The sequence below is a fragment of the uncultured Tateyamaria sp. genome (genome assembly GCF_947503415.1).
In the GTDB taxonomy this organism is placed as follows: domain Bacteria; phylum Pseudomonadota; class Alphaproteobacteria; order Rhodobacterales; family Rhodobacteraceae; genus Tateyamaria.
The window spans coordinates 202603-222930 of the sequence record NZ_CANNDS010000001.1; the positions used below are offsets into that span (position 1 = coordinate 202603).

A 20328-nucleotide genomic window follows, 5' to 3' on the forward strand; every position below is an offset into this window, starting at 1 on the left:
CGCCGTTGGATGCGCCCCGCAAGGATGTCTTAGTAGTTCGAGGTCAGCTGAACGCAGGTCGATGTTTCAGTGTTGTACATACCGCAGCCCAGCTCCTTCCAATCCGATGTCAGGACAGCGGATTCAGGCAGGTAGTCTGTCCATGCGTCGCCTGGCACTTCTTCGGTCTGGCTGACGATGTCGAACTGACCGTCTGCCGTGATCTCACCGATCAGGACCGGCTTGGCGAGGTGGTGGTTCGGCAGCATGACCGCCGTACCGCCTGTGAGGTTCGGGAACTCTTGCCCGTACATAGCCTCACGCACCGTATCCACATCCGTGGTGCCCGCTTCGGTCACCGCATTCACCCACATGTTGAAGCCGATATAGTGGGCTTCCATCGGGTCGTTGGTCACACGATCGCCGCCCATCTTGGCCTTCCAAGCTGCGACCCATTCGTCATTGGCGTCAGATTCTGCCGACTGGAAGTAGTTCCACGCCGCGAGGTGGCCAACCAGATCGGAAGTGTCGAGGCCAGACAGTTCCTCTTCCCCAACCGAGAAGGCGACGACAGGAATGTCGTCAGCAGAGATGCCTGCCGCGGCCAGTTCCTTGTAGAAGCCAATGTTCGCGTCGCCGTTGATGGTCGAGATCACGCCAACCTGCTTGCCATCCGCGCCCAGCGCCACGACGTCCGCCACGATGGTGGCCCAGTCAGAATGACCAAAGGGGGTGTAATTCACAAAGATGTCTTCTTCGGCAATGCCGTTAGACTGCAGGTAGCTGGCGAGGATGTTGTTTGTGGTGCGGGGGTAGACGTAGTCGGTGCCCAGCAGCGCGAATTTCTCGACGCCCAGTTCCTCAAGGAAGTAGTCCGTGGCCGGGATGGCCTGCTGGTTCGGAGCGGCACCCGTGTAGAACACGTTCTTGGAGCTTTCCTCGCCCTCGTACTGGACGGGGTAGAACATCAGGCCGTTCAATTCTTCGAGCACCGGCAGTGCGGATTTGCGGCTGACGGATGTCCAGCTGCCAAAGATTACGTCAACTTCGCTGACGGTCAGCAATTCGCGCGCCTTTTCGGCAAAGAGCGGCCAGTCGGAGGCCGGATCGACCACAACGGCCTCAATCTCGCAGCCTAGCAAACCACCAGCGGCGTTCTGATTTTCGATCAGCAACTCCATCGTGTCTTTGAGCGTTGTCTCGGAAATGGCCATCGTGCCCGACAGGGAGTGCAGAACCCCCACTTTGATCGGATCGGCGCACTCAGCTGCGGCAATGGCTGTTGTGCCCAGCAAGGCAGTCAATGCAAAGGCAGAGGTTTTCAAGGTCATTGGTCTTCAGTCCCCGTTGTCGTTGCAGGCGTCAAGCGGGCGGAAGTGCCCCTTTTCAACGATCCCCCAACCAACTAGGCAGGACCCGCAACAGTGATGTTGTAGTCGCGCGAAGGGATCGATCTGCCAGGATGGACCTTCGCGCGGCGCTCGAAATCTTCGAGGCCCCAAATTTCTCACCGTGGCGAGTTTTCAGAACCAGAAATTTGGCAGAGGTGCCGGATCGCGTCGGCATTCGCACAATTAATCGGCGAAAAACTGGCACCTGCCTGCTTTTCAGACATTTTCTGTACATCGCCTGCCAAGCGCCGCGGAACTTCGCTTTGTCTTGGCGATTTGGCTAACTATACGAGAGAGTACGGCGTTCGTGCCACAAGGCCCTCAATCGGCTCTTCAGGTCGTTGGGCGTATGGCTCTTTAAGCAGACGTCACACTGCTGCTTTACCGAATGAGCCTCCTGATGCAGTCCGCCCGCCTTGGCCGCCTGAGCGAAGTACCGATTGCGAGGGATCGATCAACAGGCAGCAGCATCCCGCTCAATCGGATCTCACGAGGCAGACAAACGGCACGCGGCCGGTTGAGCAAGCTGTTCGAGATGCTCAAACCTGCGCCGGTGCAGCCTGTGCACGGCGACATGGGACAGTGCCGAACACTGCTTTTTTAATGGCCACGACGTTTTCATTCTTTGCTGCGGATCATCCACTGACCCTCATTCGTTTTTGCGTCATGTTCGACATTTCCATTGCGTCACAAAATCTCGTGTCGGCATCTGGTCCTACTTCGACGTGTCAAAGACAGATACTGTCCCCCATTGTCTAAGGTGTTATGAGTTCACCAAATCCCCATCGGTGTTGGGACGTTGATGACTGAACCAAGCTTGCATATCGAAGAAGAAGACGGAGCAACCACGTTGCGCCTGTTCGGACGCTTGGTGACTGATCGTTTGGCAGAGGTTGAGTCTGATTTTGCAAATGCACAAACAACATCCAAAACACTGCGCATCGATCTGAGCGATATCGAAGCGTTGGACACCGGCGGCGCGTGGCTTGTCGCCGATCTTGTTGCGCGACTTGAGGCAAAAGGTGTTGAGGTCGAGTATAGCAAGGCGTCCGCCGCGCACTTGCAACTGATTGACGTCGTCGCTGCTGCGCGACCGACCGAGAAAGGTATAGAGGACCCAGCACGCGGTCTGCTGCCCTGGCTGTCGCGCTTGGGCGAAAAGACCGCTGGCGTTGGCGCATCGGTCCTGTCGTTGATGAGCTTTATGGGCGAAACGCTCACGGTTCTTGTGCGAACAGCGGTGCGCCCTGCCCGTTGGCGCCCGGCAGCCCTAGTGACCCAAATGGAAGAGGTCGGGTTCAACGGCATCCCGATTGTGGTGCTGATGAGCTTTCTGATTGGCATCGTGCTGGCCTTTCAGGGGGCATCCCAGTTGCGTCAGTTCGGCGCCGAAATTTTTGTTGTTGATCTGATCGCAATTTCCATCCTGCGCGAATTGGGCATCCTCCTGACAGCCATCATTGTGGCCGGTCGGTCCGGATCGGCGTTCACTGCCTCCATCGGCTCGATGAAAGTGCGAGAGGAACTGGACGCGATGCGCACGCTTGGCCTGGACCCCATGGAAGTGCTGGTCGTGCCGCGCGTGACCGCGCTGGTGATCATGCTGCCCATCCTCGGGTTCATCGCCAACATCGCGGGACTGTTTGGCGGCGCGTTGATGAGCTGGGTTGAATTGGGGGTCAGCCCCGGACAGTTCATCACCCGGCTTCAGGAAAACACCGATGTCTGGCACCTTGCCATCGGCATGATCAAGGCACCGATCTTTGCCGCCATTATCGGAACGGTTGCATGTTGGCAGGCCATGCAGGTGCGCAGTTCGGCGGACAGTGTGGGGCGGCACACGACCACGTCGGTGGTTCAATCCATTTTTCTTGTGATCGCGGTCGACGCGCTGTTTTCAGTATTTTTTGCGGAGCTTGGACTGTGAACGCGACCAACGACACGGAGCGGACGCCTGTCATTCAGGTCCGGAACCTGCGCAATCAATTCGGGTCGCAGGTGGTGCATGATCAGTTGGACCTTGACGTGTGGAAGGGCGAGGTCCTTGGCATCGTCGGCGGATCCGGTACAGGCAAGTCGGTGCTGCTGCGAACGATCGTGGGCCTGAACCGCCCGGCTGCCGGATCGATCCACGTGCTGGGTGCGGATGTGTTGCACGGCACCCGTGCCGAACGGCTTGAGACCGAACGTCGTTGGGGTGTCGCCTTTCAGGACGGGGCACTGTTTTCGTCGCTCACCGTGCTGCAGAACGTCATGGCGCCGATGCGCGAGCATTTGAACCTGTCCCATAGCCTGATGAAAGCACTGGGGGAGTTGAAGATCAGCCTGGTGGGCCTGCCCCCGTTCAGTTGTGGCAAGCTGCCGTCCGAATTGTCGGGCGGCATGCGCAAGCGCGCGGCCCTCGCGCGTGCATTGGCCCTTGATCCCCAGATTGTCTTTCTGGACGAGCCGACCGCCGGTCTCGATCCCATTGGCGCCGCGGCCTATGACGATCTGATCGGCGAACTTAAGCGCTCTTTGGGGCTGACTGTGTTCATGGTGACCCACGATCTCGACAGTCTGTACGCGATCTGCGACAGAATAGCGGTACTTGCCGAAAAACGCGTGCTTGTAGAAGGTCCTATTGAGTCGATGAAAGACGTGGATCACCCTTGGGTGCAGGAGTATTTCACCGGACCGCGCGCGCGCGCCGCGCAGCAGTCAGCGTAGGGGCGGCCGTCGGACATGGAAACCAAGGCCAACTACGTGTTGATTGGTGTGTTCACCCTGCTGGGCGCTTTCGGTGCGTTGGCCCTGTTACTGTGGCTGGCAAAGGTCGAAGCGGACCGCCAATACGCATTCTACGATATTCTGTTTGCCGATGTTGCCGGGCTGGGCACGGCCAGCGATGTCCGTTTCAACGGTGTGCCAGTCGGTCAGGTCATCGAACTTGACCTTGATCAGGCTGACCCGTCCCAGGTGCGCGTTCGTATCGAGGTGGACGCCGACACGCCGGTCAGCGCGGAAACCGTTGCGAAATTGCAGGCTCAGGGTGTGACCGGTGTCGCTTATGTGGCGCTTTCGGGCGGATCGGCCCAAGCAGCCGCCTTGCCGGAAAACGCCGTGATCCCGTCTGAACGGTCGGCGCTGCAATCCGTGTTCGAAGGAGCGCCCGAGTTGCTGGAACGGGCGATCTCGTTGCTTGAGAACATCGACGACGTGTTCAACGAACAGAACCGCACAGCGGCCGCGACCATCCTTGACAACCTGTCCAATGCGTCCGGGCGGCTGGACAGCGCGCTTGGCGATTTTGAAGTGCTGTCGTCCGACCTGCGTGATGCCGCTCAAGGCGTGACCTCGTTCTCTGACCGGCTGGAACAGCTCGGCGATGTGGCTGAGACGACGCTGACCACCGCAACCAGTGCCCTTGAACGGGCCGACACCGCCTTTGCAAGTGCGACCGATACAATGGCGACGATCGATACGTTTACCACGGATCAGTTGACGCCCTTGGCTTCGGACCTGCGCACTACTGTTCAAAGCGGTGAGCGGGTGATCGAAGATCTGGGCAAGAACTCAGACGCTGTTGCCATGCGGTTGCAAACGCTGGCCGATGATGGTGACGTAGCGCTAAAGGCTGCAACGAAGGCCTTCGACAATGCAACGAAAACCCTTGAGCTCATTGATCAAGCGATGCTGGACACCTCTGAAACTCTGGACACAGCGGACCAGACTTTTGCGATGGCGAACGACTTGATCGAGAATGACATCGGTGACATCGCAGGGGATTTGCGCGCGGCAGCCACTGCCTTTACAACTGCGGTTCAGGATGCCGCGACCGACATCGACGCCATTTCCGACGAGGTCCTGTCCGCATCGCAATCGGCCGCCAGTTTCACGGACACTCTGGATTCAGTTGTCAGCGGGAACGAACGGCAAGTGGCACAGTTCTTGCGTCTGGGCTTGCCGGAATTTGTACGTTTTACCGAAGAAGCCCGCGGATTGGTCGTGAACCTCGAACGCCTTGTGACCCGGATTGAACGGGACCCTGCACGGTTCTTGCTGGGCACACAGAACTCGGACTTTCGGCGATGAGCATGCGCATTGCTAAATGGATATCCGGTGCGATCATGCCCTTCCTGCTTGCAGGATGTGCCGGGCTTTCCAGTCTGGTCGAGGTGGCAACGCCAACCGACCTCTACACCCTCAGTCCGAAAAGTACGTTCAGCACGTCCTTGCCAAGGCTGAAGTCCCAGATCGTGGTGGATCAGCCGACTGCGACGGCGTTGGTGGATACAAATCAAATTGCCGTTCAACCGACGCCGTTGCAGGTGCAGTACTTGCCAGAAGCACGCTGGGTCGATCGAGCCCCATTGATCGTGCAGGCGCTCATGATCGAAAGCTTTGAAAACTCTGGCAAGGTTCCGGCTGTCGGAAGCTCTGCAATCGGATTACGCGCTGACTACCTGATCGTGACAGACATCAGAGAGTTTCAGGCGTTCGTGCCGCAGACAGTCGAACCGTCCGCGCTTCAGGTCGATGTGCGTTTGAATATCAAGATCATCGATGCGTTTTCAGACCGCATCATCGCGTCCAAGTCCTTTGAGGAAATTGTTCCGTCTAAATCTGACGCGGCCGCAGACGTGGCCAACGCATTTGACGAGGCTCTGGGTGACACGATGCGCGACGCCATCGAATGGAGTATCCGTGCAATCGCCAAAAACGTGGCCTCTCAAGATCGTCCGAGTTGACCGGGAATGGAAGCTGAGTGCCTGACGGCAGATGCGGTCGGACCACCGATTACAATTTAGGACATGCACGCTCCTTGCGTTGAGCGACACAACGACGACTGTTCGATAGCCGAGGCTCTAAAACACGCGGCTCTACCAAAGCCTTTTAAAACCCACCGTTCGCGCACTTGTTGCCGAAGACGCGGCCGTATGATTTTGAGGCCGCCCTTGATCGTGCAGCGCGAATGATTGCCGAGCGGCTTAATGTTCTGGCATGGCTCAACGCAACCCTTGTTAGAGCGAAGGGATAACCGATCACACGAAATACTGCGAATTGCTACACCGGGTGGACAACCTCGATATCGGTAACCGCGGTATTGAAACCCTTTATGGCGCGTCGGGCGCCTTCGTTGGTGCCCCGCTGTTTGGTGTCGCTGCGGATTGGCTTTAAACACTTCCCGAAGATGGCGCCGTGATCGTGACAACGGCGGCCGTGTACCGCGTTCGGCTATCACTCGAAGTGTGGGGACAGTGATCGCCCCTCGGGTGCAGTAGAGTTAGTGTGGGAGCGGCGGCTGACGCCAAAAGCGACCGTTGTTGTGATTGTCGAAGAGAGGTTATCCCACCCATGGCGGCCATTTGCTGGAGTGTGGACTGGCCGTGGTAGACGACGACATGGCGCGGCAGGCCAGCGCTGACGGGTCCATGGCCTGCGTGGTCATTGAGACCTGGTCGGTTGAGGATGCGGGACGGCAGACGGAGGCGGTGTTCAACTGGGGCTGCACGACGTTTGTGGAGCGACAGTGCAGCGCATGGACGACCTTCGGCAGATCCACACCCCCGCGATGGAAACGCGCCTCCTGAAGCGTAATGACCAGCATTGGGCTGATCAACTCCGTCCCCGGAATTATCAACCCTCAAGTTGATGGCATCCGTGAATCGACTAACATAGCATTGGCCAGAATGGCCGAAGCCATTGTGCGTAAGGCATTGATGCGAATGTGCATGTCCCAACCCCGCGACGGTCTAAAAAAGGCAGACACGAATGATTACCGAAAACCCCTCTCTCATGTCCGACATTCGCGCCCGTTTTGCGCATGTGGAAAGCTGCCCCGTCGCCGGTCCGCGCGTGTTCTTCGAAAATGCGGGTGGTGCGCTGACGCTCAACAGCGTTGTGGAAACATCAAACCAATTTGCGGCGATCCCTGACAATCAGGGGCGCGACAATGAAATGGCGCATGAATTGGTGCGGCTGATCCATCAAGCCAAGGACGACATGCGTGTGTTCTTCAACGCGCCGGAGGGCGACATCTTTGTCGGCGAAAGTGGAACCGAATTACTGTTCCGCTTGATCATGAACGCCATTCTGGGGGCGGACGAAGGCGGGGAGGTCCTGGGCTCAACGCTCGAGCATCCAGCGACCCGCAGCGCCTGCACCCGCTGGGCCAAGATCGCTGGAAAACCCTATATCCAGGTGGCACACAACGATGCGACGGGCTGTGTCACAGCCGAGGATTACATACCGCATCTGCGCCCGGACATTCGGGTGGCCACGATCCTGCACACATCGCCTGTGACGGGCATGGGTGTGGATGTGGGGGCTATCGCCAAGGCAATCCGAGATGTCGCACCCGACGCCTATATCATCGTCGATGGCATTCAACATGCCAGCCACGGTCTGATCGACATTCAAGGCTACGACATCGATGGCTACGTGATTTCACCCTACAAGGTCTTTTCACGCCACGGCTACGGAGTGGCTTGGACCTCGCCGCGGTTGAACGCGCTGCCCCACGACAGCCTTGATGGCGGACCTGAGGGCAATTGGGAATTGGGCACGCGCGACACCGGGGCCTACGCTACGATGTCGGATGTGGTGGGCTATTTCGACTGGTTGGGCGGACAGGTGAGCGATGCACAAGACCGCCGCGCCCGGATCGAGGCCGCGGGCGCGGCGATCCACGATCATGAACAGGCGCTGACCAAAGCCATGATCCGCGGCACCGGCAATCTGGCCGGGCTGGCGGATTTACCCGGCGTCGGCATCATCGGGGGCGAGGATAACCCTGCCCGCGAGGGGCTGGTGTCCATCACCCTTGACGGAATGGATGCGCCTGATCTGGTCACAGCCCTGCGCACGCGTGGCATTCGCACCCACACCCGCAAAGCGGACCATTATTCCGGCAACATCTTGAATCCGCTCGGCCTTGCGTCGGCGGTTCGGGTGTCGATGTGCCACTACAACACGATTGCCGAAGTCTCGGCCTTCCTTCAGGCCATGCGCGAAATCGTAGACGAGCAGTCCGCCAGCTAGTAGGTGGCGGTGCGCCTCCTCCCAGACACCGTCAATCGCGGCTCTCAGGATGGCGATCGCATCGGAAATCCCGCCTGCGGTGATGATCTACGCCGGCCTATAGCTGATGCGGGCTGGCGGGTTCGACCGCACTTAAAACCTGTGCACGTGAACCCGGCCTTTCGAGACGGTGCAAACCTTCAACTTGGGGTTCCAAAGGGCACCGCTGGCCTTGCCCGGCGCAAATTGGATACCACAAAACTGCCCGATACCACGCAGTCCCCCACCGATGAATGGTCCAAGAGCGCCTCGCACCCGTTACGAGACGCGCTGCACAAGGCTTACAACAATGATATCGTCATATATCGACAGGCCCCAGGAACGATGTCGCTTAACGTGGGCCGAGCTGAAGGCAATCTTCTCAAGGTGCGCAACGCAAGCACATTTGTCGAAATCCGGCATCTCCAGAAGATCAGCTCACTCGGTCGCGTGGTGGACGCGGCAAAGCCTATTGGCCGGTTGAGCTGTGGTGCCTCACGTCGCGACGCGCCGCATTTGTGCCGTGTCGTTTGCTCCGGCTCCAATCGGAGTGGTCTGGACACACGAACACCGCCCGGATGAAACGGACGACAGCCCGGCGAACCCCGTCGCCGAGGCCTTGCAGATGCAGTTTTAAGGAACCTGACACCCCTGAATGCATGAGACTCTCGACCCTCTGAAGGAGTGAAAAATCATCATAGTTGCATCTATTCGCAGGCCGCCACCGACGCGATAGCCCAAGCGCACAACCGTCTCCTTAGAGGACCCCACGGCATCCAGAAAGTCAGGCTCGCACTGGACCTTGGCCATCCCCGGCCATCGTCGTTAATTCGTCGGAATGGCCCGGTAGCCTTTGATGATCATCGCGATCCCAACAACTGAGAGCCCAAGCCCGCTAAGGACATCCGCATTCAACCATTTGGACTTTGCGCGTCCGACCGCCGCTGTCGTCACCAGCGCAAAAGTCAAAATCGAACACGCATCGAGCACGATAAAGATTGTTCCATAGACGATGCCCTGTAGCAGCACGCTGTGCTCCGGCGACATGAATGCCGGAAACAAGGCGACGAAAAAGACGATTGCCTTGGGGTTCGTCACACAGGCGAAAAACCCGGCCCAGAACGTCGCTCGGTCCGAGCGCACAGGCGGCGCGTTGCCCGATGTCCCAATGCTTCTAAACGCATGCCACGCCATGAAGAGGATGAAGATACCTCCGACGATTTGCAAAAAGGGCAAAACGAGTTCTGACAGGACCACCAGCGCCGTCAGTCCCGCGACCGCCACCGTGACGTGGACCATCGTGCCAAGTGCATCGCCTGCGACCGCGATGAATGCCGCACGCCGCCCGTGGCGGAGCGCCTGTGCCGTCGCGAACGCAACAGACGGCCCGGGGGCCAAAAGGAAAACGACCGACGTTGTAAGAAATGCGATGAAGAGAATTGGGTCCATTGGGCAGCCGATCAATTCCGAGAAGTTGTCTTCCCGAGACTGTCAGATCATGCAGATGCCGTCGAGATGATAAGGAACGGCCCGGACCTTCTTTCTGTGTGCCTGAAGGACTAAAGAAGCGGACCTGCCTATCTGGACGCGGATCACCTACCAGGGTTTCACGGCGACAAGCAGGATAATCAACGCCGAAAGCATCATGCCAGCCGGTAGGAAAACCCCGGCACTTTACGTCGCATTGCTTGAGCTTTCCGATATGGCGCTGCGCAATTTGTCCACCAATGCGCCATGCAGCCCGGAAAGACCCAGCACGAGCACAAGTGTAACTCCCAGCCACGTTGACGTGAGCCATCCGCCCTGCCCCCCCAGGAAAATGCCAAACAAAAGGGCATGTATCATCGCCGGTGTCGTCAAGGATCGCGCTGCAACAAAGGCGCGGATCATCGAGGCCGCCCGCACCGTGTTCGCCCGGCGTGGCTACGATGCGGCTGGTTTGCGCGAGATCGCGGAGGTCGCTCAGGCAAGCCGTCAATCACTTTGGGATACCGCGTGCTCTCAATGGTCAGCGCGCCTTTCAGACCCGACCCAATTTAGACGACGATGGGAGCAAGCCGTGCTCTTGCTCGCCTCGATGGATTGGCTTTCACGCGGCCTGTCGGTCCAGTCGATCCGTGTTAGCCGGGGGCCGGGAATGGATGAGCATGGGCGGAGTCAGGTTTCTGAATTCGATTTCGACACTACGGCTTCGAGCCTGCGTGAGATCGCCATAGCCACGCGATCGGGCGCTTCAAGCAGCGCGAAATGTCCAAGGCCCTCGAGCACGTCGAACGTCGCGTTCTGGCACGCTGGAACAATCGGGCGAAGGGGATCGGGCGGGGTTAATTGATCGCGATCACCTGCTACGAAAATCAATGGCAGCTTGGTCGCCATAAGCTGCTCGGACGCTCCGGGTCGGGAAACCGCCAGTTCGGTTTGCGCCGCGATGAATTGCGAAGTGTTCTTTGCCATATCAGCGACGAAGGACCTGAGCGTCTCACTCGGGTCGTTGGACATCAAGGCCCAGTTCTCCTCCACCCAATCTCGCGCTTCTCCGGCGAGGATGCGGTCGCGGACGGCTTCGCGATTGGCCCGGTTGCCCTTGGGGTCCGGGAACGGATTGCAGGCCAACAGAATAACTGCCTTTGCCCGGTCCAAAGCATTGAGATTATGGGCCAGTATCATTGCACCGAGGCTGAACCCGCAAACAATCTGTCCGCCTGTCGCAGCTGCACGCAGAGGTCCGTCATAGTCTTGAAGATGCGGAGCGTTAACCTCGATAAAATGTTGCTTTTCCTCTGCCACGCCCAGATGATCAAGAAGCGGAGCGAACACCTCCGGCGTGCACAGCGTGCCGGGTAGAAGCACCCATTCATCTGAAGCTTCCGATGTCATGAGGCGCTGGCCCTATTCCGCCACCATCCCGTAATTCGGGATCAAATGCGCTTCGGCGACATAGCCCTGCGCATCGAGTACAAAGCCTTCGCGATGAGCGGCCTCGATCACATGGCTGCGAAACTTCGGCCGTTTCTGATGATCGCCTGACACAATGACCAACAGCTCAACAACCTCGTCACCGACGTTTTTGAGCGCCCGAACCGTACCACCAGGGATGGAGAGCGTATCCCACGCGCCGAGGTCCAACGATACATCTCCACTGTCATTCAGAGAAATCTGGACGCCGCTTTGACGCGGAATGACCACCATCTTTTCGTCGAGCGTAAAGGGAGAAACCCCCTGCCTGGGCTTCACCCGTAGCCACTCCATCGAAAATCCGTGCGGATTGTTAATTCGGGCAGTGTGGTCGCGGTTTTGCGAAATTCCATGACCGATGACGGGTGCAATCTCTGCGCCACATCCATCCAGTTCCAGATCAATAAATCCCGGGCGGTAGTCGCGATCATCTGCCGTGACGACGCGCTTGCGCATTTCCTCGGGGCTATAGGCCCGCAACTTTGCCACGTCCTGCGCAGACATTGGATCAATACACTGGTCTTTGCTGGGGACCGGATCGCCGTTGGTCGTATCGATCAGGACATTGTCCTTGGACAGATAAAGGCCATAGTCGGCGGCCTCACGGATGATATCGGGGTGGAAGATGACACCGCCCGTGTTGTCACCGCCAAGCGTCGTAAAAATCCAGCCTTCATTGTCGCCGGAATTCACAAATCCACGGTAAATCCACGTTGGCACCGACAAGATATCGCCGGGCCGCCCAACGAACTCGTTTTCCCCATTTGGTCCCCAACGGAAGGTATATTCCCCGTCATAGACCATGAACACTTCGGCGGTGAAATGGATGTGCAAATTGTTTGTGATGCCAGGCGGCATCGCGGCGGCGCCGATGTTGAAGCCATGTGCTTCGGGAAGGTTGATGACCTGCTCTGTCGAGGATGTCACGCCGGGGCCGATGATCGAATAGTTTTGCTTCAGATGCGATCCCGGCTTTTTGCAATCGATGAAGGCCACGGTGCAGGATTGATAATCGCTGCGCTTGACGTGCCGTGCTTCTGCGTCGGCTTGGGAAATTCGTACCATTTCGTCGGTCCTACGTTTGAGCTTTCGGTCTGGCTGTCCCGGTTGGAATGCGGGCCGAGCCCCGCACGATCAATTCACCCGGTATCTCGATCTTTTCGGGCGCACATGAGGGGTTGGTTATCTCATTTAGCAGTGTGTTCGCTGTGGCGTCGATCATCTGCCGCAATGGCTGACGCACGGTTGTCAGATCAAAGGTTTTCCAGCTTGCCATCGGCGCGTCGTCATAGCCGATCACCGAGACATCCTCGGGCACGCGCAGGCCCAGTTCTTCGCGCAAGACTTCCAACACGCCAAATGCCATGTGATCGTTCGCAACAAACAGGGCATCCGGCACCTCGTTTTGCGCGAAAAGCTTGCGCGTTTCTTCCATCGCGACATTTCTTCGGAAGTGGCAATCCACGCAGGCCAACGGGTTCAGCCCTGCACTTTCCATAGCTGCCAAAAAGCCATCGCGGCGGTCGACACCATTCAGGGCTTTGCGCCACCCCGCCAAATGAGCGATGCGCTTGTGTCCGGCTTTGATAAGAAATTCGGTTGCCTGTTTGCCGCCCTCGAAATTCGACGCCGTGACCATGGAGGTCCCCGGGTCGGACTGGCCACGGTTGAAGAGCACGCAAGGAATGCCCGATTTGCGAACCCTTGAAACAAGAGCGTTGGACAAGCTGATCGACGCCAGAACAATGCCGTCCACCTGATCAGCCAGAAGATCATCAACGATGGCATCGACCTCGTCAGAACTGTTGCCCGCAAAATAGACCGTTACGGAATAGCCCTGCTTGTTGAGGGCCTTGGAGAGATCCTGCAGCGCTTCTCCGAAGAAGCCGTTCTTGAGATATGCCAGCACAATGCCGATCCGGAACGAGTTTCCGGAATTGAGCGACCGTGCGACCAGATTGGGGATGTATCCCAACTCGCGGGCTACGGCGCGTACACGTTCCGCCTTGGCGGGATCGACGGAGGCCGACCGGGAAAAGACGCGGCTGACCGTCGGCTGGCTGACACCCGCCGCTTTGGCCACATCATATGCCGTAATCCTTGCCGAACCCATGCGTCGTGCTTTCACTTTCTATGTCGCCGTAATGCCGAACGCGGATATTGAATTGCCCCGCATGACACTCAAAAACCTTTGAGCATGTGCAAGCGCGAAGCGGACATCTTCTGAGTTAGAGGTGCTGGCCATAGCGAGGGTCTCTATGACTTCCGCCTTGCTCGGCCGAAAGTTGTCGTGGTCGTAGCCGTCGGACTTTTTGACCAACTCGCGCATGGCTGCATAGCGCCAGGCTTCAAAGTCATTGATGGTGGCCTCGGGCACCTTGGCATCGTTTTTGGCGTGATCAGCTAAGGGTTTCCTGCATTTGAGATATTCAATCGCCATAGCCTACATCCTGATCCTGTTTTCGGTCTCGGGATCGAAGAGATAGAGGTGGTCCTGATTAAGACTGATCCCGACAACGTCATCCTGATCTTTGCGCAAATGGCGATCTCCGCGCGCGATGACACGCTGCGCGCCCCACTGAACCGTTAGCAGCGTGCTTTCGCCCGTGTTCTCGAAGGCGTAGATCTTGACGTCGATATCGCCCTGCCCTTCCTCATGAACGTCCATGTCATCCGCACGCACGCCCAAAACTGCCTTTGCGCGATCGAGTGCTTTCACCGGCACCAGTCGCGTGCCACCGGTTGTCACGAACATCCCGCCCGAAATGGAGCCGTTGATCAGGTTCATGGCAGGTGAGCCGATAAAGCCCGCCACAAACAGGTTCGCAGGGTCGTTGTAAATCTCATCCGGCGTGCCAAGCTGCTGGATGATGCCGTTCTTCATAACGGCCACACGATCCGCCAAAGTCATCGCCTCGATCTGGTCGTGGGTCACGTAAACGGTGGTGATCTGCAACGCGCGCGACAAGTGCTTCAACTCGGCCCGCATGGTTACACGCAGCTTCGCGTCGAGGTTCGACAACGGCTCGTCCATCAGGAAGACTTTGGGCGTGCGGACAATGGCGCGCGCCAATGCCACGCGTTGGCGTTGCCCGCCTGACAATGCCTTGGGCTTGCGATGCAGGAATTCGGTCAGTTCAACCTGCTCGGCCGCTTTCTCTACGCGCGGCTTGATATCTGCCTTGGGTGTGCCGCGTACGCGCAGCGGATAGGCGATGTTGTCAAAAATCGTCATATGGGGGTAAAGGCCGTAGTTCTGGAACACCATGGCCACGTCGCGGTCCTTGGGCAGATCATCGTTGACCATCCGGTCACCGATCCAGATCTCACCGCTGGTCGGGTCTTCCAAGCCTGCAATCATGCGCATCGTGGTGGTCTTGCCGCAACCGGATGGCCCCAAAAGCACCAGAAACTCCCTGTCATTAATATGCAAAGACTGGTTATCGACGCCGACGAAATCGCCCCAACGCTTGGTCAGGTTACTGAGTTTGATTTCAGCCATCTTAGCGCACCGCTCCCATTGTCATGCCTTGTACGAAGTATTTGCGGATCATCAGGGCGAGGACGAACATAGGCGCCATGATGATGATCCCCGCGGCTGAGAGCAGGTTCCAAAGGTCGCCCTCCTCCCCCTTGAACAGGGCCAGTCCAATCGGCAGCGTCACTGCGTTCTTGTTGGTCAGGATCAGCGCAAAGAGGAACTCGTTCCATGCAATGATGAAACAGAATATCGCGCTGGTCAGAAGGCCCGGTGCGGCCATAGGCAAAACGATGTTGCGGATCACCTGCAAGCGGGACGAGCCATCGACCATCGCCGCTTCCTCGGTATCCATGGGGATGCCGTCAATGAACCCTTTGATCATCCAGATGGCGAACGGCATCACGATGGCAAGGTTCACAAGGATCAAGCCAAGGCGCGTGTCCAGCAGTCCCACATCGCGGAACATGACGAAGAACGGCAGGATGATCACCACGGCAGGCACGAATTGCGTGGCGAGAATCGTGACCAGCATCATCGTCTCGCCCTTCATGGTGAACCGACTGAATGAATAGGCCGCCAGAGTGGCAATCGGGATGGCAAAGACAATCGTGACAAAGGCCACAATCGTGGAGTTCAGAAGCTTCTCACCCAGCCTATACGGATCGTCGAACACCACGGCGAAATTTTCCAGCGTGGGCGTGAAGAACAGTTTCAGCTGGTAGACATCCACATGGCTTTTGAATGCTGCGAGGAAGATCCAGACAATCGGGACCAGCATCACGAACATGGCAATCAGGATCAGAGCGGTCTGAATGGCCCCGAAGATCTGCTTTTTCTGCCGTCCTGTCATTGGTCTGCCTTCCGGAATACGAATTTTGCGTAGGCGTAAGTGAGGAAGATCATCGGGATCACCATCAGCCATGCGACGGACGCGGAATATCCGATCTGTCCGTATTTCATGCCGTTGAAATAAATGTAGTGGCTGAGCGTCTGCGTCGCGGTGCCTGGCCCCCCGTTGGTCAGCATAAACACCTGATCGAACGTCTTGAGGCTGAAGATGGATTTCAGAATAACGACAACCGCCAGAACCGGCGCGAGTTGTGGCAGCGTCACATCCTTGAAGACGCGCCAGCCACTTGCTCCATCGACCTGCGCGGCCTCAACGGTGTCGCGTGGCACGCTGGCCAGCCCGCCGATCAGAACGAGGGTCAGGAAAGGGATCCAGCCCCAGACATCGGCCATCACCACAACCGCAAAGGCAAGCTTTGGATCAGCCAGCCAGCTGACATCTGCCAGCGGCGGGATCATCACGCCAAAGAATGCGTCAAACAGGCCAAACTCCGGATTGAACATGAAACGAAACGAAACCCCGATCAGAGCAGGGCTCATAGCAAAAGGCAGGATCAGAAGCGTCTGTGCAGCACTTCTCAGTCGCCCGCCAGGGGCCAGCAGCATCGCCAATCCCAAGGCGAAAACCGTGGTCAGGCCAACTGTCAGCAGCGTGTAGATTGTCGTGACCCAGACTGAGTTCCAAAATGCGGGTTCTTCCAGGATGGCCCAGACGTAGTTTTCCCAGCCGAGATATCGCTCAAGCGAGCCCGGACGGTTGAGCCGCCCGACGGTGAAGGACAGGCGTGCCGCCTCGATCAATGGCCAGATCGCGGTTGCAAACACGACAATCACGGCGGGCAGAACAAGAAGGTATTTGAGTGTGTTGTCGCGCATGGGGACGCTCCCAATCCCTGTTGCCCGAAGCGGTGACGGTTCGGGAGAGTATGGGGCGCAACACTTCGCGCGCCCCATGTCTATGCTGGCTTACTGCAGAACGCCTGCGCGCTTCAGGACCTTGTCGGCACGCTCCGCCGCGGCGGTCATCAGCTCTGCCACGTCGCCACCGGATGCCGCTTCGGCAATGGCCGCTGACAGGATGTCGCCGATCTCTGGCCATTCCGCGATCTGAGGCATGATGTCAGACTGCTTGAGGCTGTCCCACGCGGCGGCTTGGATACCGTCATTGGCCGCATTCACGTCCGGGTCCTGCAGGGACGAGATATGCGTGACCACGTTGTTGACGATCTTCTTGCCGCCCACTTCGCGCTCGGTTGCGTTGGCCTTGTCCATTTCCGGGTTCGACAACCATTTCAGGAATTCCCAAGCCGCGTCCTGATTTTCGGAGTATTCCGAGATCGAGAAGGGCATGGAAATGGCGTAGGTTTTTGTCGTTCCATTGTACGACGGCATCCCGGTGAAGCCGACCTGATCCTTTGTCAGGGTGGAGCTGTCGGGGTTGTAGAAGCCTGAATATGCCCACCACCACACGGGCATCATAGCAGAGTTGCCCTGCATGAAGGATTGCCGTGCGTCCTGTTCATTGAAGGCTACACTGTTGGGGTTGGTCACAGCATGCTCGGTGTGCAACCCGATGTAGTCCTTGGTTGCCTGAATCCCCGCTTCGGACGCCCACGCAGCGCTGCCATCCTCGTTGAAGATGTCCGCACCAGCAGCCCATAGGAAGTTGATCCAGATGAACAGGTTCTGACGGTTGCCGTCATTGTTGTAATAGAGTGCCAGTGGCGAGATGTCGGGGTTGGATTCCTTCAGCTCTTTGCCGATGCGCACCACGTCTTCCCAGGATGTCGGCGGTTCAGGGATCAGATCCTTGCGATAGAACATCAGCTGTGGGTGCGCACGAAGCGGGAAGCCAAGCGTTTCACCTTCGAACTGCGCAGAACGGGCGAAAGCCGCCGGATAGCGGTCCATGCTGATCCCGTCGCGCGCCATCAACTCGTCAATGCGTTTGAGCCAATGGGCGTTCGGCGGCCCCCAGCTGTCGAGATAGTTGACCACATCAAACGTGCCGTTCGCTGCCACGCCCTCAGCGTTGATCTTTTCCTGTAGGGAGCCAAAAGGAATGAACGTCCATTCCGTTTCAATACCGGTCAGCTCGGTGAATTCGTCGTCTCGCAGCATCAGCCCGTCGAATTGCGGAGTCACAACGCTCAGAATGTTCAGCTTGGCACCGTCAAAAGGTTTTCCCGGCAGAAGGTTGTACTTCTCGAGGTGTCCGTCAGCGAATGTAGCGACTGGCATCAATGCGGTTACTGCAGCTACGGCTACAGAGGCCAAAAATGTCCGTTTGCGCATGTGTTCCTCCCATTGCGACTAAGTATTCACTCAACTATACACGTCATGAATGCGCATTCAACAGTTATGAATGCGCATTCATTGACCCGCCGGGCTTGAGAGCGCCCCACGAACGCGGAAGGCTGCGACATGAGAGAAAACAGACTGAAACGCCTGCTCGCCAATGGTGAAGCCATCACCAATGCATGGCTTTCCATCCCGTCCAGCTATCTGGCGGAGGGCGCCGGCCATCAGGGGTTCGATAGCGTCACGGTCGATCTGCAACACGGTATGATCGGCTTCGAGACGGCTGTGACGATGCTGCAAGCCATCTCCGCGACACCCGCCGTTCCTTTGGTGCGTGCGCCCTCAAATGACGCCGAAGCGATCATGCACCTCTTGGATGCAGGCGCCTACGGCGTGATCTGCCCGATGATCTCCACTCCCGATCAGGCCGCGCACTTCGTAGCCGCCTGTCGCTATCCGCCAGTCGGGAACAGATCTTTCGGTCCGGCACGCGGTAAGCTTTATGGTGGTCCGGACTACTTCGATGCGGCAAACGAAGAAATCCTCGCCGTCCCGATGATCGAAACGGCTGAAGCCCTTGAGAACATAGATGCGATCCTGGCGGTCCCGGGCGTGGATATGATCTATGTCGGACCAAACGATCTGGCACTTGATCTTGGCGAACGCCCCGGCGCGGAACTGGACACTGGCGCAACCACGGACGCAATTGCACACATTCTAAGTCGCGCCAAAGCCGCCGACGTCGCAACCGGCATCTTTTGCGGAGACGCGGCGCTGGCCAAAAAACGACTGTCCGAGGGCTTCGACCTTGTGACGCCCGGAAATGATTTCAACCTACTGATGAACGCTATGTCAGATGCGGTTGCCACCTCGACAGAGCGTTCGTCGACATAAAGCACCTGGCTCGCCCTTGCAGGTTTCAAACACTCCGACATTTGTACCGCATGGGCGGCCCAGAGCTGTCGTTGGGTGTGTCTGATAGCACCACAACGGACTTCTCACAGCCGCCATTTGCTCTCGCATTGAAGCCCTTGTTCGGCATTCCTGCCAAATGGCGTTTGCTAAGATGAAGACCCTTATGCCAATGACAAGAGGCGCGACTGCATAGCGTGGCTCACGTTATTCCGCTGCGATGGGGTCGGTGTCTTCTTCCATCTCACCGAACCCTTTGGGAACCGGCAGATCAGGCAGACCTGCCGCACGCTTTTGCAGCGCTCGCCCGATGACCACCCTGCTGATCTCTGTGGTGCCGTCCACGATCCGCAGCATCTGAGCGAGGCGAGACAATCGGTCCAGACCGTATGGTTGCAAAAGCCCCATACCTCCCAAAACCTGCGTACAGGTGTTCGCCGCCTTCACGGCGGCATCGGGGACAAATCGTTTAGCGTGCGCAGCCATCAGCGGACCTTCCGGTGTGCCAAGCGCTGCGGCAGCCTTGCGATAGAGCAACCGGGAAGCCTCCAGGTCAGTCGCGACGCCCCCCAACATCCATTGTATGCCGTCCAGATCGAGGTTCTTGCCCCCGAACATCTTGCGGTTCTTCGAATAGGACAACGCGGTATCAAGCGCCGCCTGCATCAATCCGCAGCACCCCGACGCAATGGACACACGGGCAATATCAATCGCCATGAGAGAGCCTTGAAAGCCCTGACCGACAGGCAGGATGATGTTGTCCTCGCTCACCACCACGTTGTCGAGGTACATCTCGGACATGGGGAGGAAGTTGTACGATGGCGTGTCATACATCGGGCCAAAACTGATCCCGGCGGCATCAGCTGGGATGGCGATCATCGCCATGTCCTTGTGGCCCGGTGCGTCCCTGGTTTTCACCACGGTAAAATAGATATCGGCCTCACCCGCCAGGCTGACCCAGGCTTTCGCACCACTGATTGTCCAGGTGCCATCGCCGTTTATCGTGGCACGTGTGTACATCTTCATCGGGTCAGAGCCGGATTGCGGTTCGGTCAACGCAAAATTCGCCAATTTGCGGCCAGAGGTAAGATTGCGCGCCCAAGCATCCTTGAACGCATCGGTTCCGTATCCGCACCCCGCATAGGTACAGATGTTGTGCATCGACAGCGCGAAGGCATAAGCCCCGTCCCCAAGCCCAAGCTGCTCATAGACTTGAATGCCGTCGGACAAAGGCAAGCCTTGGCCACCGAATTCCTCGGGAGCATAGAGGCCAGTCAGCCCAGCCGCACCCGCTTTGTCCGACGCATTGCGGGGCCATGCCTTTGCCGCGTTCCAGGTGTCAACATTGGGGGCAACCACATCGGTGGCGTGGTCACGGGCCGCGGCCAGAATTGTATCCAGTCTTTCCGACATTGAGGC

Annotated in this window: 18 protein-coding genes and 1 pseudogene; 8 read left to right on the plus strand and 11 right to left on the minus strand. The window is 57.9% G+C overall.

The annotated features are described in order from the left end of the window. Window positions 1–29: 29 nt before the first annotated feature. The gene (gene urtA / locus Q1A32_RS01070; protein WP_299648319.1) at window positions 30–1310 is read right to left on the minus strand and encodes an urea ABC transporter substrate-binding protein; all 1281 of its coding nucleotides are present in this window, start codon (window positions 1308–1310) and stop codon (window positions 30–32) included. 862 nt (window positions 1311–2172) lie between these two features. Between urtA and Q1A32_RS01075 the strand changes: the two genes are divergently transcribed. The 6 genes from Q1A32_RS01075 to Q1A32_RS01100 all read left to right on the plus strand — a co-directional run bounded on the left by Q1A32_RS01075 (window position 2173) and on the right by Q1A32_RS01100 (window position 8393). Beyond that, window positions 2173–3297 (plus strand): MlaE family lipid ABC transporter permease subunit, encoded by a 1125-nt coding sequence (locus Q1A32_RS01075; protein ID WP_299648322.1) that lies wholly within the window; start codon window positions 2173–2175, stop codon window positions 3295–3297. Beyond that, the gene (locus Q1A32_RS01080; RefSeq protein WP_299648325.1) at window positions 3294–4079 is read left to right on the plus strand and encodes an ABC transporter ATP-binding protein; all 786 of its coding nucleotides are present in this window, start codon (window positions 3294–3296) and stop codon (window positions 4077–4079) included. Before Q1A32_RS01075 ends, Q1A32_RS01080 begins: the two co-directional genes overlap by 4 nt. 15 nt (window positions 4080–4094) lie before the next feature. Next, a complete protein-coding gene (locus tag Q1A32_RS01085; protein ID WP_299648328.1) occupies window positions 4095–5444 on the plus strand; it encodes an MlaD family protein in 1350 nt (449 codons plus the stop codon). A 2-nt stretch (window positions 5445–5446) separates the two neighbouring features. Continuing rightward, window positions 5447–6100 carry an ABC-type transport auxiliary lipoprotein family protein gene (locus Q1A32_RS01090; RefSeq protein ID WP_299648331.1) on the plus strand — a complete coding sequence of 218 codons (654 nt, stop codon included), beginning with the start codon at window positions 5447–5449 and terminating at the stop codon, window positions 6098–6100. A 639-nt stretch (window positions 6101–6739) separates the two neighbouring features. Next, a complete protein-coding gene (locus Q1A32_RS01095) occupies window positions 6740–6943 on the plus strand; it encodes a hypothetical protein (RefSeq protein ID WP_299648334.1) in 204 nt (67 codons plus the stop codon). Between the two features lie 181 nt (window positions 6944–7124). Continuing rightward, window positions 7125–8393 carry an aminotransferase class V-fold PLP-dependent enzyme gene (locus tag Q1A32_RS01100; protein ID WP_299648337.1) on the plus strand — a complete coding sequence of 423 codons (1269 nt, stop codon included), beginning with the start codon at window positions 7125–7127 and terminating at the stop codon, window positions 8391–8393. Between the two features lie 843 nt (window positions 8394–9236). Here Q1A32_RS01100 and Q1A32_RS01105 read toward each other — a convergent pair. Beyond that, the gene (locus tag Q1A32_RS01105) at window positions 9237–9860 is read right to left on the minus strand and encodes a LysE family translocator (protein ID WP_299648340.1); all 624 of its coding nucleotides are present in this window, start codon (window positions 9858–9860) and stop codon (window positions 9237–9239) included. A gap of 370 nt (window positions 9861–10230) precedes the next feature. Between Q1A32_RS01105 and Q1A32_RS23955 the strand changes: the two are divergent. Beyond that, window positions 10231–10383, plus strand: a pseudogene (locus Q1A32_RS23955) (TetR family transcriptional regulator); the annotation flags it as partial. 185 nt (window positions 10384–10568) lie between these two features. Here the strand turns inward: Q1A32_RS23955 and Q1A32_RS01110 are convergent. The 8 genes from Q1A32_RS01110 to Q1A32_RS01145 all read right to left on the minus strand — a co-directional run bounded on the left by Q1A32_RS01110 (window position 10569) and on the right by Q1A32_RS01145 (window position 17991). Then, window positions 10569–11288, minus strand: coding sequence for an alpha/beta fold hydrolase (locus Q1A32_RS01110; protein WP_299648343.1), 720 nt, complete (start codon window positions 11286–11288; stop codon window positions 10569–10571). Window positions 11289–11300: 12 nt separating this feature from the next. Then, window positions 11301–12431 carry a cupin domain-containing protein gene (locus tag Q1A32_RS01115; protein WP_299648346.1) on the minus strand — a complete coding sequence of 377 codons (1131 nt, stop codon included), beginning with the start codon at window positions 12429–12431 and terminating at the stop codon, window positions 11301–11303. Window positions 12432–12441: 10 nt separating this feature from the next. Next, window positions 12442–13479, minus strand: coding sequence for a LacI family DNA-binding transcriptional regulator (locus Q1A32_RS01120; RefSeq protein WP_299610346.1), 1038 nt, complete (start codon window positions 13477–13479; stop codon window positions 12442–12444). A gap of 18 nt (window positions 13480–13497) precedes the next feature. After that, complete coding sequence (locus tag Q1A32_RS01125) at window positions 13498–13806, minus strand: hypothetical protein (RefSeq protein WP_299648349.1); 309 nt, start codon at window positions 13804–13806, stop codon at window positions 13498–13500. Between the two features lie 3 nt (window positions 13807–13809). Then, on the minus strand, window positions 13810–14868 hold the full coding sequence (locus Q1A32_RS01130; RefSeq protein WP_299648352.1) for an ABC transporter ATP-binding protein: 1059 nt from the start codon (window positions 14866–14868) through the stop codon (window positions 13810–13812). A 1-nt stretch (window position 14869) separates the two neighbouring features. Next, window positions 14870–15697 (minus strand): carbohydrate ABC transporter permease, encoded by an 828-nt coding sequence (locus Q1A32_RS01135; protein WP_299610339.1) that lies wholly within the window; start codon window positions 15695–15697, stop codon window positions 14870–14872. Then, entirely contained in the window at window positions 15694–16572 is an 879-nt protein-coding gene (locus Q1A32_RS01140; protein WP_299648355.1) for a carbohydrate ABC transporter permease, read from the minus strand. The genes Q1A32_RS01135 and Q1A32_RS01140 overlap by 4 nt, the downstream gene beginning before the upstream one ends. A 90-nt stretch (window positions 16573–16662) precedes the next feature. After that, the gene (locus Q1A32_RS01145; protein ID WP_299648358.1) at window positions 16663–17991 is read right to left on the minus strand and encodes a sugar ABC transporter substrate-binding protein; all 1329 of its coding nucleotides are present in this window, start codon (window positions 17989–17991) and stop codon (window positions 16663–16665) included. Between the two features lie 129 nt (window positions 17992–18120). Between Q1A32_RS01145 and Q1A32_RS01150 the strand changes: the two genes are divergently transcribed. Next, a complete protein-coding gene (locus tag Q1A32_RS01150) occupies window positions 18121–18891 on the plus strand; it encodes an HpcH/HpaI aldolase/citrate lyase family protein (protein WP_299648361.1) in 771 nt (256 codons plus the stop codon). A 225-nt stretch (window positions 18892–19116) separates the two neighbouring features. Here Q1A32_RS01150 and Q1A32_RS01155 read toward each other — a convergent pair whose 3' ends face one another. Then, a complete protein-coding gene (locus tag Q1A32_RS01155) occupies window positions 19117–20322 on the minus strand; it encodes an acyl-CoA dehydrogenase family protein (protein ID WP_299648364.1) in 1206 nt (401 codons plus the stop codon). Window positions 20323–20328 lie beyond the last annotated feature (6 nt).

Coding starts and splice junctions, on each gene's coding strand:
- urtA (WP_299648319.1), bottom strand. CDS start 1,310: ATGACCTTGAAAACCTCTGCCTTTGCATTGACTGCCTTGCTGGGCACA.
- Q1A32_RS01075 (WP_299648322.1), top strand. CDS start 2,173: ATGACTGAACCAAGCTTGCATATCGAAGAAGAAGACGGAGCAACCACG.
- Q1A32_RS01085 (WP_299648328.1), top strand. CDS start 4,095: ATGGAAACCAAGGCCAACTACGTGTTGATTGGTGTGTTCACCCTGCTG.
- Q1A32_RS01090 (WP_299648331.1), top strand. CDS start 5,447: ATGCGCATTGCTAAATGGATATCCGGTGCGATCATGCCCTTCCTGCTT.
- Q1A32_RS01100 (WP_299648337.1), top strand. CDS start 7,125: ATGATTACCGAAAACCCCTCTCTCATGTCCGACATTCGCGCCCGTTTT.
- Q1A32_RS01105 (WP_299648340.1), bottom strand. CDS start 9,860: ATGGACCCAATTCTCTTCATCGCATTTCTTACAACGTCGGTCGTTTTC.
- Q1A32_RS01110 (WP_299648343.1), bottom strand. CDS start 11,288: ATGACATCGGAAGCTTCAGATGAATGGGTGCTTCTACCCGGCACGCTG.
- Q1A32_RS01115 (WP_299648346.1), bottom strand. CDS start 12,431: ATGGTACGAATTTCCCAAGCCGACGCAGAAGCACGGCACGTCAAGCGC.
- Q1A32_RS01120 (WP_299610346.1), bottom strand. CDS start 13,479: ATGGGTTCGGCAAGGATTACGGCATATGATGTGGCCAAAGCGGCGGGT.
- Q1A32_RS01125 (WP_299648349.1), bottom strand. CDS start 13,806: ATGGCGATTGAATATCTCAAATGCAGGAAACCCTTAGCTGATCACGCC.
- Q1A32_RS01130 (WP_299648352.1), bottom strand. CDS start 14,868: ATGGCTGAAATCAAACTCAGTAACCTGACCAAGCGTTGGGGCGATTTC.
- Q1A32_RS01135 (WP_299610339.1), bottom strand. CDS start 15,697: ATGACAGGACGGCAGAAAAAGCAGATCTTCGGGGCCATTCAGACCGCT.
- Q1A32_RS01140 (WP_299648355.1), bottom strand. CDS start 16,572: ATGCGCGACAACACACTCAAATACCTTCTTGTTCTGCCCGCCGTGATT.
- Q1A32_RS01145 (WP_299648358.1), bottom strand. CDS start 17,991: ATGCGCAAACGGACATTTTTGGCCTCTGTAGCCGTAGCTGCAGTAACC.
- Q1A32_RS01150 (WP_299648361.1), top strand. CDS start 18,121: ATGAGAGAAAACAGACTGAAACGCCTGCTCGCCAATGGTGAAGCCATC.
- Q1A32_RS01155 (WP_299648364.1), bottom strand. CDS start 20,322: ATGTCGGAAAGACTGGATACAATTCTGGCCGCGGCCCGTGACCACGCC.